Below are 15,037 nucleotides of genomic sequence, written 5' to 3'. Positions count from 1 at the left end.
CATTCGTCGCTCCCCTGTAGGAGCGAGCTTGCTCGCGAAAAACGTCCAGACAACGCGTTTATTCAGACAGCACGCGGTATCGTTAACGACCATCGCGAGCAAGCTCGCTCCTACAGGGAATGTTTACGGTTGAAGAGGCAGGCCAAACCCAAACCAGCCGAACTTACGAAGCAATCAACTGCCGCAACACATAATGCAAAATCCCCCCCGCCTTGAAGTACTCAACCTCATTCAAGGTATCGATCCGGCACAACACCTCGATCTTCTCGCGGTTGCCGTTTTCACGGGTGATCACCAGCGTCAGGTTCATCCGCGGCGTCAACTCTACCCCCGTCAAACCAAGAATATCCAGGATCTCCTTGCCCGTCAGATTCAGACTCTTGCGGTTCTGATCCAGCTTGAACTGCAGCGGCAACACGCCCATGCCCACCAGGTTGGACCGGTGAATCCGCTCGAAGCTTTCGGCGATCACCGCTTTTACCCCCAACAGATTGGTGCCCTTGGCCGCCCAGTCGCGGCTCGAACCGGTGCCGTATTCTTGCCCGGCGATCACCACCAGCGGCGTGCCCGACGCTTGATAGCGCATGGCCGCATCGTAGATCGCCATTCTTTCCCCGGTAGGCATGTAAATCGTATTCCCGCCTTCCTCGCCACCGAGCATCTCGTTGCGAATCCGGATGTTGGCAAAGGTACCGCGCATCATCACTTCATGGTTGCCACGACGGGAGCCGTAGGAGTTGAAGTCCCGCGGTTCCACGCCTTTTTCGCGCAAGTAGTTGCCGGCCGGGCTGTCGGACTTGATGTTGCCGGCCGGGGAGATGTGGTCGGTGGTCACCGAGTCGCCGAGCAGCGCAAGAACCCGAGCGCCCGCGACGTCCTTGACTACGGGCGGCGGGCCGCCTATTTCGTCGAAAAACGGCGGGTGCCGGATGTAAGTCGAATCGTCCTGCCAGACATACGTCGCCGCTTGCGGCACTTCAATCGCCTGCCATTGCTCATCGCCGGCAAACACTTCGGCGTATTCCTTGTGGAACATCGCGGTGTTGACCTGATTCACCGCGTCGGCAATCTCTCGGGTACTCGGCCAGATATCGCGCAGATAAACCGGGTTACCGTTCTTGTCCTCACCCAAAGGCTCACTACTGATATCGATGCGCACCGTGCCGGCCAGCGCATAAGCGACCACCAGCGGTGGGGAGGCCAGCCAGTTGGTTTTCACCAACGGATGTACCCTGCCTTCAAAGTTGCGGTTACCCGACAGCACCGACGCGACGGCCAGGTCCGCTTTCTGGATGGCTTTTTCGATCGGCTCCGGCAATGGCCCTGAGTTGCCGATGCAGGTGGTGCAGCCATAGCCGACCAGATCAAAACCAAGTTGATCCAGGTACTGGGTCAGGCCGGCCGCCTTGTAGTAGTCGGTGACCACTTTGGAACCGGGGGCGAGTGAGCTTTTCACCCAAGGTTTGCGCTGGAGGCCTTTCTCCACGGCTTTTTTCGCCACCAGCCCTGCGGCCATCATCACGCTCGGGTTGGAGGTGTTGGTGCAGGATGTGATGGCGGCGATCACCACCGCGCCGTTTTTCAGTCGATAGGTATGGCCGTCGTATTCGTAGTCAGTTTCGCCGACCAGATCGGCGTTGCCCACCGCGACACCACCGCCGCCCTCACTTTCGAGCCGCCCTTCGTCCTTGCTGGCGGGCTTGAACTGCAGGCCGAGAAAATCTGTGAATGCCTGCGCGACGTTGGGCAGCGACACCCGGTCCTGTGGCCGTTTCGGCCCGGCGAGACTGGCTTCGACACTGCCCATGTCCAGCGCCAGACTGTCGGTAAACACCGGCTCCTTGCCCGGCAGGCGCCACAGGCCCTGGGCCTTGCTATAGGCTTCGACCAGTTGCACGGTTTCAAGCGGGCGGCCGGACAGGCGCAGGTAATCCAGCGTCACTTCATCCACCGGGAAGAAGCCGCAGGTGGCACCGTATTCCGGGGCCATGTTGGCGATGGTCGCGCGGTCGGCCAGCGGCAGGTCGGCCAAGCCGTCACCGTAGAACTCGACGAATTTGCCGACCACGCCTTTCTTGCGCAGCATCTGCGTCACGGTCAGCACCAGGTCGGTGGCGGTGATGCCTTCTTTTAACTTGCCGGTGAGTTTGAAGCCGATCACCTCCGGAATCAGCATCGACACCGGCTGGCCGAGCATCGCCGCTTCCGCTTCGATCCCGCCGACGCCCCAGCCGAGCACGCCGAGACCGTTGATCATGGTGGTGTGGGAGTCGGTGCCGACCAAGGTGTCGGGGAAGGCGTAGGTGCGGCCGTCCTCGTCTTTGGTCCAGACCGTGCGGCCAAGGTATTCGAGGTTGACCTGGTGACAAATGCCGGTGCCCGGCGGCACCACGCTGAAGTTGTCGAAGGCGCTCTGGCCCCAGCGCAGGAAGGCGTAACGTTCACCGTTGCGTTGCATTTCGATGTCAACGTTTTGCCCGAAGGCGCTTGCACTGCCGAACTTGTCGACCATCACCGAGTGATCGATCACCAGATCCACCGGCGAAAGCGGATTGATCCGCTGCGGATCGCCGCCGGCGTTGGACATGGCGGCGCGCATGGCGGCCAAGTCGACCACCGCAGGAACACCGGTAAAATCTTGCATCAATACGCGAGCGGGGCGGTACTGGATTTCACGATCGGAGCGACGCTCCTTGAGCCAGGCGGCAATCGCCCTGAGGTCGGCGCCGGTCACGGTTTTTTCGTCTTCCCAGCGCAGCAGGTTTTCCAGCAGCACTTTTAACGACATGGGCAGTTTGTCGAGATCACCGAGGCTTTTGGCGGCGTCGGGCAGACTGAAATAATGGTAGGTCTTGTCGTCGACTTGCAGGGTTTTAAGGGTTTTCAGGCTATCGAGGGACGGCATTGCGATCACTCCTTTAAGTCCGCACGGCTACGGACTGAGGGGACGGACAGAGCTTTTAACCTAGCCCCGTTTGAACGTTAAAGCTAATAACCGGACGCTATGGCCAAGTCCGAGGTTCCGAACTCGGCTATCATGCGCCGGTTTTCGTGACAGGCTTTGCTTCAACGCAAGCCTGGGCATCGCGCAGTGGTTGAATGTTTCGCCATCTGCCCAGGAGTAAGAATGAACACCCTCTTTATGCATTGCCGGCCGGGCTTCGAAGGCGAAGTTTGTTCCGAGATTTCCGAACATGCCGCGCGGCTGAACGTGGCCGGTTATGCCAAGGCTAAAACCGCCAGCGCCTGTGCCGAATTCATCTGCACCGAAGAAGACGGCGCCGAGCGCCTGATGCGTGGCCAGCGTTTTGCCGATCTGATATTTCCGCGTCAGTGGGCGCGCGGGATTTTCATCGACCTGCCGGAAACCGACCGTATCAGCGTGATCCTCGCGCACATGGCGGACTTCCCGTTGTGCGGCAGTCTGTGGCTGGAAATGGTCGACACCAACGATGGCAAGGAACTGTCGAACTTCTGCAAGAAATTCGAGGTGCACCTGCGAAAGGCGCTGATGGCCGCCGGCAAACTGGTGGAAGACGCGCACAAGCCGCGTTTGCTGCTGACGTTCAAAAGCGGTCGCGAAGTGTTCATGGGCCTGGCCGAGTCGAACAACTCGGCGATGTGGCCGATGGGCATTCCGCGCCTGAAGTTTCCTCGTGAGGCGCCGAGCCGTTCGACTTTGAAGCTGGAAGAGGCGTGGCACCACTTCATCCCGCGCGACCAGTGGGACGAGCGCCTGCACGGCGACATGACCGGCGTCGACCTCGGCGCAGCGCCGGGTGGCTGGACCTGGCAATTGGTCAACCGCGGCATGCTGGTGACCGCCATCGACAACGGCCCGATGGCTGAAAGCCTGATGGACACCGGGCTGGTACAACATTTGATGGCCGACGGTTTCACCTACAAGCCCCGGCAGCCGGTGGACTGGATGGTCTGTGACATCGTCGAGAAGCCGGCGCGCAATGCCGCGATGCTGGAAGAGTGGATTGGTGAGGGGCATTGCCGCGAAGCGGTGGTCAACCTCAAGCTGCCGATGAAACAGCGTTACGCCGAAGTGAAACGCTTGCTGGAGCGCATTGCCGAGGGTTTCAAGGAGCGCGGGGTTCGCGTCGAGATTGGCTGCAAGCAGCTGTATCACGACCGGGAAGAAGTGACGTGCCACTTGCGTCGATTGGACGTAAAGAAACCGAAATCCCGCTGAACAAACCGCACCGCCCTTGTAGGAGCAAGGGCGGTACGGTGTTGCTATAGATGACCGAATACCCGGCATTGCGCGACAATGCCGACCAGTTTCAGGAGTGAATCATGAGTGAAATGCTTGATACGCCGGTAGACGGCACCCTCGACGCCACCGGCCTCAACTGCCCGGAACCGGTGATGATGCTGCACCAGCACATACGCGACCTGGCGCCCGGCGGCCTGCTCAAGGTGATCGCCACCGATCCGTCGACCCGTCGCGACATTCCCAAGTTTTGCGTGTTCCTCGACCACGAACTGGTCGCGCAGCACGAAGAGGCAGGCACCTACCTCTACTGGATCCGCAAAAAGCTCGCTTAACCTGCCGAATGACTGATGCGGATCCGCTTGCGTGCACTGCGCGTCAGGCGGATCGACAGCATCAGCGCCGCGCAACTCAGGCCGACAATCAAACCCTGCCACAGCCCGCTCGGGCCACTCGGCGTGCCGAACCAGTCGGTCAGGCCCAGCGCGTAACCCACCGGCAAACCAATGCCCCAGTACGCGAACAGCGTCAGGATCATCGTCACCCGCGTGTCCTGGTAGCCGCGTAATGCGCCAGCCGCCGTGACCTGGATCGCATCGGAAAACTGGAACAGCGCCGAATACACAATCAGCATCGCGGCCACTCGAATCACCGTCGGATCAGCTGTGTAGATCGTTGCGATGTGCTCGCGCAGCAACAGCATCATGCTTGCTGAAATACACGCGTAAGCCAGCGCCGTGCCCATGCCGACCCCGGCGGCGAAGCGCGCTTCGCGGGGTTCCTGACGACCGAGCGCCTGGCCGACGCGCACTGTCACGGCCATGCCGAGGGAGTAGGGGATCATGAACACCAGCGAGCTGAAGTTCAGCGCGATCTGATGCCCGGCCACCACGGTGGCGCCGAGGCTGCCGATCAACAGAGCGATCACTGCAAAGATGCTCGACTCGGCGAACACCGCGATGCCGATCGGCAGACCGATGCCCAGCAGGCGTTTGATCACCGACCATTGCGGCCAGTCGAAACGGCTGAACAACTGGCTTGACTGATACACCGGCGCCCAGCGTTCCCAGCCGGCAATGCCCAGCGCCATCACCCACATCACAATCGCCGTGGCCCAGCCGCAACCGACACCGCCCATGGCCGGCACACCGAAGTGGCCATAAATGAACACGTAGTTCAGCGGAATGTTCAGCGCCAAACCGCACAGCCCCAGCACCATTGCCGGACGCGTGCGCCCCAGGCCATCACTGAAACAGCGCAGCACATGGTAGAGCGCGACGGCGGGCAAACCGCTGGCGATCCCGTGCAGGTATTGCATGCATGGGCCGATCAGTTCGGGGTCGACCTTCAAGATGTGCAAGATCGGCTCGGCGCTGAACAGCATGCCGGTCGCCATCAAACCCACCACCAACGCCAGCCACAGCGCCTGACGAACAATCGGACCGATCTCGCTGTGCGTCCCGGCACCAAAGCGCTGAGCGACTTTTGGGGTGGTGGCCAGCAGGGTGCCGGTCATTAGCAGAAACACCGGCACCCAGATCGAGTTACCCAGCGCCACCGCCGCCAGATCCCGCGGCCCGACACGGCCGGCCATCACTGCATCGACGAAGCCCATCGCCGTGGTGGCAAGCTGCGCGATCATGATCGGCAGCGCCAGGCCGAGCAGGTTTTTCAGCTCCAGGCGAACCCGGGCGGGGTGGGTGAGGGGAATGGCAGCGGGGCGGTCAGTCACGGAATTCAAGGGCAAAACGTCCAAAGGGTTTTCATGCGCGAGGCGGCGCATTCTACGCGTTGACGCAGTGGTCAGGAAAAGTCCTGTGTTAGGGATTTGTAATCATTTTTCGAACATGCCACACCCCCTGTGGCGAGGGAGCTTGCTCCCGCTGGGTCGCGAAGCGGCCCCCGGCAATTTATCAGGCGCATCGCATCGGCAGAATTTACGACTGCTCCGCAGTCGAGCGGGAGCAAGCTCCCTCGCCACGGGGGCGTGATCATTAATGCCCGCTGGCCCATCACATCCTTCTCCGCCTACACTGCCGATCCGCCAAAGGAGCCTGCCATGCTGATTGTTGCCGACGAAAATATTCCGCTGCTCGATGCTTTTTTCGAAAGTTTCGGTGAAATCCGCCGGGTACCGGGACGTTCCATCGACCGTGCCACCGTCGAACAGGCCGATGTATTACTGGTGCGCTCGGTGACCAACGTCAATCGCTCTTTGCTCGAAGGCAGCAAGGTGCGCTTTGTCGGCACCTGCACCATTGGCACCGATCACCTGGACCTCGATTACTTCCAGCAGGCCGGCATCACCTGGTCCAGCGCCCCCGGTTGCAATGCCCGTGGCGTGGTCGACTACGTGCTGGGCAGTTTGCTGACCCTCGCCGAAATCGAAGGCGCTGACCTTGTTCAGCGCACTTACGGCGTGGTCGGCGCCGGTGAAGTGGGCGGCCGTTTGGTCAAGGTTCTGCGAGGGCTGGGCTGGAACGTGCTGGTCTGCGATCCGCCACGACAAGCCGCTGAAGGCGGCGATTTCGTCAGCCTCGAGCAGATCATTGAGCGGTGTGACGTCATCAGCCTGCACGCCCCGCTGAAGAAACACGGTGCCGGATCGACCTGGCATCTGTTCGACAAAAACCGTTTGAACCAGCTCAAACCCGGCACCTGGCTGATCAACGCCAGCCGCGGCCCGGTGGTGGACAACGCCGCTCTGTGCGAGGTGCTGCTGCAACGCGAAGACCTGCAAGCGGTGCTGGACGTCTGGGAAGGCGAACCCGAAGTCGACGTGGCGCTGGCCGAACTCTGCGTGCTGGCAACGCCGCACATTGCTGGCTACAGCCTCGACGGCAGACAGCGCGGGACGGAGCAGATCCATCAGGCGTATTGCAATTTTCTCGGGCAACCGGCGCGAGTCAGGCTTAGTGATTTGCTGCCCGCGCCGTGGTTGTCGCAAGTGACCTTGCATGCTGACAGCGATCCGGCCTGGGCGCTGGCGATGCTGTGCCGTGGCGTTTACGACCCGCGCCGTGACGACGCGGATTTCCGCCGTAGCCTTGTAGGCAGTGTGAGCGAACAGCGTGCGGCGTTTGATGCGTTGCGCAAAAATTATCCGTCGCGGCGGGAGATAGATGGATTGCGGGTGCGGATTGAGGGGGATTCGCCTGAGCTGCTGAGGATCGTGTCGGCGTTGGGGGCAACATTAATCTAGGCATCGAGTCGGCCCCTTCGCGAGCAAGTCGGATCGCGATGGGGGCACCGCAATTCCGGATCAGCACCCACAAAAAACCCGGCCATCAGGGCCGGGTCAAGAAGACGGGGCTATATCAATCTTGTTTGGCAGGCTTGACCAATCGCTGTTCCAGTTCGCGGCAGGCGTCCTGGATCATGTCTTCAGTGATCGGTACTTCGCGGCCTTTTTCGTCAATGATTGAGCAACCCAGAGACTGATCTGGCTGCGTGCGGATCACTTGAATCTTGTCATCGCTGCTGTGTTGCAAGGACATGGCCTGTCTCCTCATCAGGTTGTGTACTTAGTGTAGAACCGCCAAGTGACCGGGCTGTGACAACTCCATGCGATCTTTTCGAAGCGGCAATACCAGTCCATCAGAAATACCGTAATGTTGCCACCCGAACTTTAGACCAATAGCGTCTAGGGGCGGGGCATTGCGGTCATAATTAACCTGACTCATTGTGATTTACAAAGTTCCGCCCCATTAAGCAGTCAGGCAAGCCCCCCCCATTGTGTAACTGGATGAACCCGATGCTTTCTGCCCGTCACCGCCGCGCGATTCGCCTGGCCAGTCGTTTCCTGGTGCCCTATCGCTGGCAGGCCTTCGGTGCCTTGCTCGCGCTGATTGTCACCGCCGGCATCACGTTGTCCATGGGGCAGGGGATTCGGCTGTTGGTGGATCAGGGGTTCATGACCCAGTCACCGCATTTGCTCAACCAGACCATTGGTCTGTTCATGCTGCTGGTGCTTGGCCTGGCGGTCGGCACGTTTGCGCGTTTTTACCTGGTGTCGTGGATCGGCGAGCGTGTCGTGGCCGACATTCGCCGTCAGGTGTTCAACCATCTGGTTTACCTGCATCCGGGGTTTTACGAAGACAATCGCAGCTCCGAGATCCAGTCGCGGCTGACCGCCGACACCACGTTGCTGCAATCGGTGATCGGCTCTTCGCTGTCATTGTTCCTGCGCAATCTGCTGATGGTGATCGGCGGGATTGTATTGCTGTTTATCACTAACCCCAAACTCACCAGCATCGTCGTTGTGGCTTTGCCGCTCGTGATCGCGCCGATCCTGATTTTCGGCCGACGGGTACGCAGCCTGTCGCGCCTGAGTCAGGACCGGATTGCCGATATCGGCAGCTACGTGTCCGAAACCCTCGGCCAGATCAAAACCGTGCAGGCCTACAACCATCAGGTCCAGGACGAACAGCGATTTGCCGTGACCGTGGAGGAGGCATTCAACACCGCCCGTAAACGGATTTTCCAGCGTGCGTGGCTGATTACCCTGGTAATCGTGCTGGTGCTGGGCGCGGTCGGCGTCATGCTGTGGGTCGGCGGCATGGATGTGATGGCCGGGCGGATTTCTGGCGGTGAACTGGCAGCGTTTGTCTTTTACAGCCTGATCGTCGGCAGCGCGTTCGGCACGCTGAGCGAGGTGATCGGCGAGTTGCAGCGAGCCGCCGGGGCCGCCGAACGGATCGCCGAGTTACTGCGCTCGGAAAACATCATTCAGTCACCGACGACGGGGCTGGTGACATTGCCGGAGCGGGTGACGGGGAATCTGGTGCTGCAAGACGTGCGTTTTACCTACCCGTCGCGTCCTGAAAGCTATGCCATCGATGGCTTGAACCTGACCATCAGGGCCGGCGAAACCCTGGCTTTGGTCGGACCTTCCGGCGCGGGCAAGTCAACGGTGTATGACTTGTTGTTGCGTTTTTACGACCCGGCCGAAGGCTGCATTCTGCTCGACGGCGTGCCGCTGACTCAACTCGATCCGTTGGATTTGCGCCGCTGCTTCGCCCTGGTCTCGCAATCCCCGGCATTGTTCTTCGGCAGCATCGAAGAAAACATCCGCTACGGTAACCCGAACGCGACGCTGGAACAGGTTCAGGAGGCGGCGAAAATCGCCTACGCCCACGATTTTATCGAGGCGATGCCCCACGCTTATCAAACTCATTTGGGTGACGCAGGCCTCGGTTTGTCCGGCGGCCAGCGCCAACGGCTGGCCATCGCCCGCGCGTTGCTGGTGGACGCGCCCATCCTGCTGCTCGACGAAGCCACCAGCGCCCTCGACGCTCAAAGCGAACACCTGATCCAGCAAGCCTTGCCCAGCCTGATGAAAAACCGCACCACCCTGGTCATCGCCCACCGCCTGGCCACGGTGAAAAACGCCGACCGGATCGCGGTAATGGATCAAGGGAAACTGGTGGCGGTGGGGACGCATCTGGAGTTGATTGCGAGCAATGCGCTGTACGCGCGACTGGCGGCGTTGCAGTTCAGTGATGGGCATGAAGCGGCGTGAATGAGAGCTGCTGAATACTGCCGGGTTCGGGCATTATGTCGGCCTCAATGCGAGCAGGGATGAGGATATGAGCCGTTATCAACCACCGTTGACCCTGACTACCAAAATGCTGGCGTTGATTGCCGGGATCAGTGAGCAAATCGGTCAGCTTTCGGCTGTGGATGATCGCCGGCAGACGCCTCAACTGCGGCGGGGTAATCGTATTCGTACGATTCAGGCTTCTCTGGCGATCGAGAATAATACCCTGAGCATCGAACAGGTGACTGCTGTTCTGGCGGGGCAGCGAGTGCTGGGATTACCTCGGGAAATCCAGGAAGTGCGTAATGCCTTTGCGGCTTACGAAGCCATGCCGGATTGGCAACCAAGTAGCCGAACCGACTTGCTTCGGGCCCATGAGTTGCTGATGGGTGGATTGATTGACGACTGTGGGCAGTTTCGCCGAGGCGGTGTGGGCATTTATCGTGGCGAGAAGTTGGTCCACATGGCGCCGCCACCGAGTCGCATTACGCATTTGATGGATGATTTGCTGGCGTGGCTCGGCGCTTCTGATTGGCATCCGCTGATCATCAGCTGTGTCTTTCATTATGAGTTCGAGTTCATTCACCCTTTCGCTGACGGCAATGGGCGCATGGGTCGGCTATGGCAGACTTTGATCCTTAGTCAGTGGCGGCCGGTGTTGGCTTATTTGCCGGTGGAAGCTGTGATTCGAGAGCAGCAGGACGCCTATTACGCTGCATTGTCGGCAGCCGACCAACTGGCTGAGTCGACGCCATTTGTCGAGTTTATGTTGCAAGCGTTAAGCCTTGCACTTGAGGAAGCAACTCGGAGCGAACCAGGGATCGACCAAGTAACCGACCAAGTAACCGATCAAGTAGCGAGATTACTTTGTGCATTGCGTGGAAGTGTTCCACTCAAGGTTAACGATCTGATGGCAGCGGTCGGATTAGCTCACAAGCCGACCTTTCGAGCTAACTATCTCAAGCCTGCGTTGGCAGTCGGCTTGATTGAGATGACTAACCCTGACTCACCTCGCAGTCCGGTTCAACGATATCGTTTGACCGCGCGTGGCGAACTCATTGCGGCAAGGAGTCGATCTACGTAGACGTTCGAGCGCCATAAAAAATGCCCGCATTTTTCAATGCGGGCATTTTTATCAGTGCCTCAAACTAGCCTCACTGATCATCAAAATAGCGCTCATGCCAATCCACCAACGGCTGTGGCGAGTTGAGTTTCTGGCCGTAGATCACCGAGTACGACAACACGTTCTGCACGTATTGGCGGGTTTCGTCGAACGGGATGCTTTCCACCCAGACGTCGAAGCTAAGGTGATCCGCGCCGCGAAGCCACTGGCGCACGCGACCCGGGCCGGCGTTGTAGGCGGCGGAGGCCAGGACGCGGTTGCCATTGAACTGGCTGTGCACCTGGCTGAGGTAAGCGGCACCGAGCTGGATGTTCTTTTCCGGATCGAACACCTGCTGTGGCGAGGCCAGTGGAATGCGGAACTTACGCGCGGTTTCCTTGGCGGTACCGGGCATCAGTTGCATCAGGCCGCTGGCGCCGACGCCGGAACGCGCGTCGACCATGAAGGCGCTTTCCTGGCGGGTGATGGCGAACACCCAGCTCGAGTGCAGGCCACGGACCTTGGCTTCGCGCACCAGGGCTTCGCGGTGGGCCATCGGGAAACGGATGTCGAGGTCGTCCCAATACTGTGCCTGGCTGATGGTGCGGATCGCCGGAAAGTACCATTTCAGGTCGTAGGCCAGTTTCGCCTGGGCGACCATTTCATCGCGACTGAAGTGGCGGCTGACGTGATACCACTCGCGACGACCGTCAACGATCTGTCCGCGTGCGTGGAACTCCAAAGCGCGACGCACACCCGGTGTGTTGCGAACCTTGTTGATCAACGCCTGGCTGAGCACCAGCGGTTTGTTGTTCAGCGAGTACGGCAGCTGCGAGCGATCGGCGGCGAGGAATCCGTAGAAGTCACGCTCGCGGGCGAGGCCTTTGTAAAGCGTCTGTGCCTCCGGGTTCTGTGGCTGCGCCAGTTCCAGGCTGCGGGCCTGCCAGTAGCGCCAGCGGTTGGTGGTCGCCAGATCCTGAGGCAAGCGGCGGGTCAACTGATACGCATCGTCCCAGCGGGCCAGACGCAACAGCAGGCGCAAGCGCCATTCGGACACGGTGTTGTCGCGCAGTTCCGGGTCGTACTTGGTCATCACGTCAAGGGCGCGTGGATCGAAGCGACGGGCCAGGGTCAGGCCGATTTCCCGGGCAATCGCGACTTTTTCATCGCGGGAGAAGTGCATGCTGCTGGCGTAACCGTCGAGCAAAGCCATAGCCTTTTCCGGGTCTTGCTTGGCGAGGCGGCGAAGGCCGAGGCTGACGATGTCAGACATGGGCTCGTCGGCCGGGGCGAAGCGCGAAGGCTGGTTCAGCAGTTCAGGTTTTTGTGCGACATCCACCAGCAAGCGACCGCGTGGCGCGAGCGTGGTGAGGCCGTTGATCAGGCTGTTGGCCAACGGATAGTTCCGCACCTGGGCGGCAAGCTTGGTCCGTTCCCAGCGTTTCTGTTCGGTCAATTGACCTTCGGCGGCCCAGACGCCGAACAAGCCGTCGCACGCGTCGGGCAGGGATTTACCGGTCAGCCAGAGTTTGTTGGCGTTGGCGTAGCCTTCGGATTTCTGGTTATGCCCGATCTGGTACTGCGCGTTCAGGCAGTCCAGCTCGGTGAAGTTGAGCTTGGGGTCGTAATATTTGACGAAGGTCGCCCAGTCACCACGTTCGGCCAGCCAGCGCAACCAGCGCAGTTTCATCCAGTTGGCTTGCGGCAGGTCACCGTGTTCGGCGAGAAATTTCTCGATCTCGGCATTGCTCGCGGTTTTCAGGCGCGCGGTCAGTTCGTCATACGCCAGATACGGCTCCAGCGGGTAGTCACTGAGTGCCTGGCTGTAACGAAAATAAGGGCCGGTATCGCCCTTGGCAAGCGCACGCTTGGCTTCATCGTAATACTGGCGCTGGGTGGACAAGTCCACCGCCTGGGCGGTTTGAACGGCAGTAGCAGAAAGAAGAAAACAGGATAAAAAACCGAAAAGGCGACTGCGCATGAGACGTCCGGGCAGAGAAATCATGACAAGTGCCGGCAATGCCCGCACTGAATAATCTGTAGCTTAGCCTTTTGCCAGCAACGGGCGAAAGCTTTGCAGGCCTGTCAGCATCAGTTCGCAACATTTGTCCTGCAGAGTGCTGCAAAGGTGAAATTGCCGGCCTTCTGAAGCCTCAAGTCAGGTAGAATGCGCGCCCGGTTTTTGGAGAAGCTCATGACCCTGCTCAAATTCAGCGATGTGTCCCTTGCTTTCGGCGCTATGCCGTTGTTGGACAAGGTGTCCTGGCAGATCGCCCGTGGTGAGCGGGTGTGCATCATCGGCCGCAACGGCACTGGCAAGTCCAGCATGATGAAGCTCGTCAAGGGCGACCAGAAGCCCGACGACGGCTCCGTTTGGCGTGCGCCCGGCCTCAAGATTGGCGAATTGCCACAAGAATTGCCGGTAGCCGACGAGCGGACCGTGTTCGACGTGGTGGCTGAAGGCCTGGACGGTGTCGGCGAGCTGCTTGCGCAGTATCACCACTTGAGCCAGAACATCGTCACCGATGCCGATCTGGACAAACTGATGCACGTCCAGCACGACCTCGAAGCCCGCGATGGCTGGCGTTTGCAGCAACTGGTAGACAGCACATTGAGCCGTCTGCAGTTGCCGGCCGACAAAACCCTCGCCGAATTGTCCGGTGGCTGGCGTCGCCGCGTCCTGCTGGCGCAGGCGCTGGTTTCCGAACCGGATTTGCTGCTGCTCGATGAACCGACCAACCACTTGGACATCGGTGCCATTGCCTGGCTCGAAGAAGCCCTGAAGGACTTCCAGGGCGCCGTGCTGTTCATCACGCACGACCGTTCCTTCCTGCAGAACCTCGCGACCCGCATCCTCGAACTGGATCGCGGCGGCCTGATCGACTGGAACGGCGACTACGCCAGTTTCCTCGTGCACAAAGAAGCCGCGCTGGCGGCTGAAGAAACCGCCAACGCGCTGTTCGACAAAAAACTGGCCCAGGAAGAAGTCTGGATTCGTCAGGGCATCAAGGCCCGCCGCACCCGTAACGAAGGCCGTGTTCGTGCATTGAAAGCCCTGCGCGTCGAGCGCAGCGAGCGTCGCGAGCGCACCGGCAAGGCCAACATTCAGTTGGATACCGCTGACAAGTCCGGCAAGCAGGTGATGGTCCTCGAGAACGTGAGTTTCGCTCACCCGGGCGGCCCGTTCCTGATCAAGGATTTCTCGATGGTTCTGCAGCGCGGCGACCGTATCGGTCTGCTCGGCGCCAACGGTACCGGCAAAACCACACTGCTGAAGCTGATGCTCAGCGGTTTGCAACCAACCAGCGGCAAAGTGGAAGAGGGGACGCGCATCGACGTGGCCTATTTCGACCAGTTGCGCCATCAGTTGGACCTGGAAAAGACGGTGATCGACAACGTGGCCGAAGGTCGCGACTTCATCGACATCGATGGTCAAAGCCGTCACGTGCTGAGTTACCTCGGTGACTTCCTGTTCAGCCCGCAGCGTGCCCGCACGCCGGTCAAGGCGCTGTCGGGTGGTGAGCGTGCGCGTCTGTTGCTGGCGAAACTGTTCAGCAAACCAGCGAACCTGCTGGTCCTCGACGAACCAACCAACGACCTCGACGTGGAAACACTCGAACTGCTGGAGGAGGTTTTGCTGACCTTCAACGGCACCGTGCTGATGGTCAGCCACGACCGGGCATTCCTCGACAACGTGGTCACCAGCACCCTGGTCTTCGAAGGGGAAGGCAAGGTTCGCGAATACGTCGGTGGTTACCAGGACTGGCTGCGTCAGGGCGGCTCGCCGCGCCTGCTGGGCGTGACCGAGAGCAAGTCCGGCAAGGCCGACCTGAACTCTGCCGTTGTCTCAGCCGAGCCTGCGCCAGTCGCGGCAGCCGTCGAAGCACCGGTGGTGAAGAAGAAGCTGAGCTACAAGTTGCAGCGCGAGCTGGAAATGTTGCCGGCTCAGATCGAAGCCATGGAGCAGCAGATCGCCGCCGTTGAAGCGCAGATGGCGGACGGCGGTTTCTACCAGCGACCAGCTGCCGAGACCGCTGCGGTGATCGCACAGCTCGAGCAATTGCAGGCTGAACACGACGTGATGGTCGAGCGTTGGGCCGAGCTGGATGCCTGATTGATCCTGTAATAAAAATAAGCCCGGCGCTCGTGATGAGCGCCGGGCTTTTCGTATGCA

General features: G+C 60.1%; 10 protein-coding genes. 6 read left to right on the top strand and 4 right to left on the bottom strand.

All coding sequences use genetic code 11. From position 1 onward, the window contains the following. Window positions 1–163 precede the first annotated feature (163 nt). Window positions 164–2,905 carry an aconitate hydratase AcnA gene (gene acnA, locus ACYZT9_RS18065; RefSeq protein ID WP_462006748.1) on the bottom strand — a complete coding sequence of 914 codons (2,742 nt, stop codon included), beginning with the start codon at window positions 2,903–2,905 and terminating at the stop codon, window positions 164–166. 222 nt (window positions 2,906–3,127) lie between these two features. Here acnA and rlmM point away from each other — a divergent pair, with 222 nt between their 5' ends. Both rlmM and tusA read left to right on the top strand, forming a co-directional pair. After that, window positions 3,128–4,201: a 23S rRNA (cytidine(2498)-2'-O)-methyltransferase RlmM gene (rlmM, locus tag ACYZT9_RS18060; RefSeq protein WP_462006747.1), complete on the top strand. Its 1,074-nt coding sequence runs from the start codon at window positions 3,128–3,130 to the stop codon at window positions 4,199–4,201. A 104-nt stretch (window positions 4,202–4,305) separates the two neighbouring features. Then, window positions 4,306–4,557: a sulfurtransferase TusA gene (tusA, locus tag ACYZT9_RS18055; RefSeq protein WP_054054315.1), complete on the top strand. Its 252-nt coding sequence runs from the start codon at window positions 4,306–4,308 to the stop codon at window positions 4,555–4,557. On the opposite strand, the gene ACYZT9_RS18050 is transcribed toward tusA, so the two are convergent. Then, entirely contained in the window at window positions 4,554–5,963 is a 1,410-nt protein-coding gene (locus ACYZT9_RS18050; protein ID WP_462006746.1) for an MATE family efflux transporter, read from the bottom strand. The genes tusA and ACYZT9_RS18050 overlap by 4 nt on opposite strands. Before the next feature lie 318 nt (window positions 5,964–6,281). On the opposite strand from ACYZT9_RS18050, the gene pdxB reads away from it, so the two are divergent. Further along, window positions 6,282–7,424 (top strand): 4-phosphoerythronate dehydrogenase PdxB, encoded by a 1,143-nt coding sequence (gene pdxB, locus ACYZT9_RS18045; RefSeq protein ID WP_462006745.1) that lies wholly within the window; start codon window positions 6,282–6,284, stop codon window positions 7,422–7,424. Window positions 7,425–7,539: 115 nt separating this feature from the next. Here pdxB and ACYZT9_RS18040 read toward each other — a convergent pair whose 3' ends face one another. Next, on the bottom strand, window positions 7,540–7,719 hold the full coding sequence (locus tag ACYZT9_RS18040; RefSeq protein WP_462006744.1) for a PA1571 family protein: 180 nt from the start codon (window positions 7,717–7,719) through the stop codon (window positions 7,540–7,542). A gap of 257 nt (window positions 7,720–7,976) precedes the next feature. Between ACYZT9_RS18040 and ACYZT9_RS18035 the strand changes: the two genes are divergently transcribed. Together ACYZT9_RS18035 and ACYZT9_RS18030 are read left to right on the top strand one after the other, a co-directional pair. Beyond that, window positions 7,977–9,743, top strand: a complete 1,767-nt coding sequence (locus ACYZT9_RS18035) for an ABC transporter transmembrane domain-containing protein (RefSeq protein ID WP_462006743.1) — start codon at window positions 7,977–7,979, stop codon at window positions 9,741–9,743. A 67-nt stretch (window positions 9,744–9,810) separates the two neighbouring features. Beyond that, on the top strand, window positions 9,811–10,845 hold the full coding sequence (locus ACYZT9_RS18030; protein WP_462006742.1) for a Fic family protein: 1,035 nt from the start codon (window positions 9,811–9,813) through the stop codon (window positions 10,843–10,845). Window positions 10,846–10,915: 70 nt separating this feature from the next. Here ACYZT9_RS18030 and ACYZT9_RS18025 read toward each other — a convergent pair whose 3' ends face one another. Continuing rightward, the gene (locus tag ACYZT9_RS18025) at window positions 10,916–12,844 is read right to left on the bottom strand and encodes a transglycosylase SLT domain-containing protein (RefSeq protein ID WP_462006741.1); all 1,929 of its coding nucleotides are present in this window, start codon (window positions 12,842–12,844) and stop codon (window positions 10,916–10,918) included. Between the two features lie 213 nt (window positions 12,845–13,057). Here ACYZT9_RS18025 and ACYZT9_RS18020 point away from each other — a divergent pair, with 213 nt between their 5' ends. Further along, window positions 13,058–14,977: an ATP-binding cassette domain-containing protein gene (locus ACYZT9_RS18020; protein WP_462006740.1), complete on the top strand. Its 1,920-nt coding sequence runs from the start codon at window positions 13,058–13,060 to the stop codon at window positions 14,975–14,977. The last annotated feature ends 60 nt before the right edge of the window (window positions 14,978–15,037 follow it).

It is taken from the genome of Pseudomonas sp. ZT5P21 (assembly GCF_054897785.1).
This window is presented reverse-complemented; position numbering and strand designations above follow the sequence as displayed.

Excerpts from the sequence above, each read along its gene's own strand:
- ACYZT9_RS18040 (WP_462006744.1), bottom strand. The coding sequence starts at position 7,719 with ATGTCCTTGCAACACAGCAGCGATGACAAGATTCAAGTGATCCGCACG.
- tusA (WP_054054315.1), top strand. The coding sequence starts at position 4,306 with ATGAGTGAAATGCTTGATACGCCGGTAGACGGCACCCTCGACGCCACC.
- ACYZT9_RS18020 (WP_462006740.1), top strand. The coding sequence starts at position 13,058 with ATGACCCTGCTCAAATTCAGCGATGTGTCCCTTGCTTTCGGCGCTATG.
- rlmM (WP_462006747.1), top strand. The coding sequence starts at position 3,128 with ATGAACACCCTCTTTATGCATTGCCGGCCGGGCTTCGAAGGCGAAGTT.
- acnA (WP_462006748.1), bottom strand. The coding sequence starts at position 2,905 with ATGCCGTCCCTCGATAGCCTGAAAACCCTTAAAACCCTGCAAGTCGAC.
- ACYZT9_RS18025 (WP_462006741.1), bottom strand. The coding sequence starts at position 12,844 with ATGCGCAGTCGCCTTTTCGGTTTTTTATCCTGTTTTCTTCTTTCTGCT.
- pdxB (WP_462006745.1), top strand. The coding sequence starts at position 6,282 with ATGCTGATTGTTGCCGACGAAAATATTCCGCTGCTCGATGCTTTTTTC.
- ACYZT9_RS18030 (WP_462006742.1), top strand. The coding sequence starts at position 9,811 with ATGAGCCGTTATCAACCACCGTTGACCCTGACTACCAAAATGCTGGCG.
- ACYZT9_RS18035 (WP_462006743.1), top strand. The coding sequence starts at position 7,977 with ATGCTTTCTGCCCGTCACCGCCGCGCGATTCGCCTGGCCAGTCGTTTC.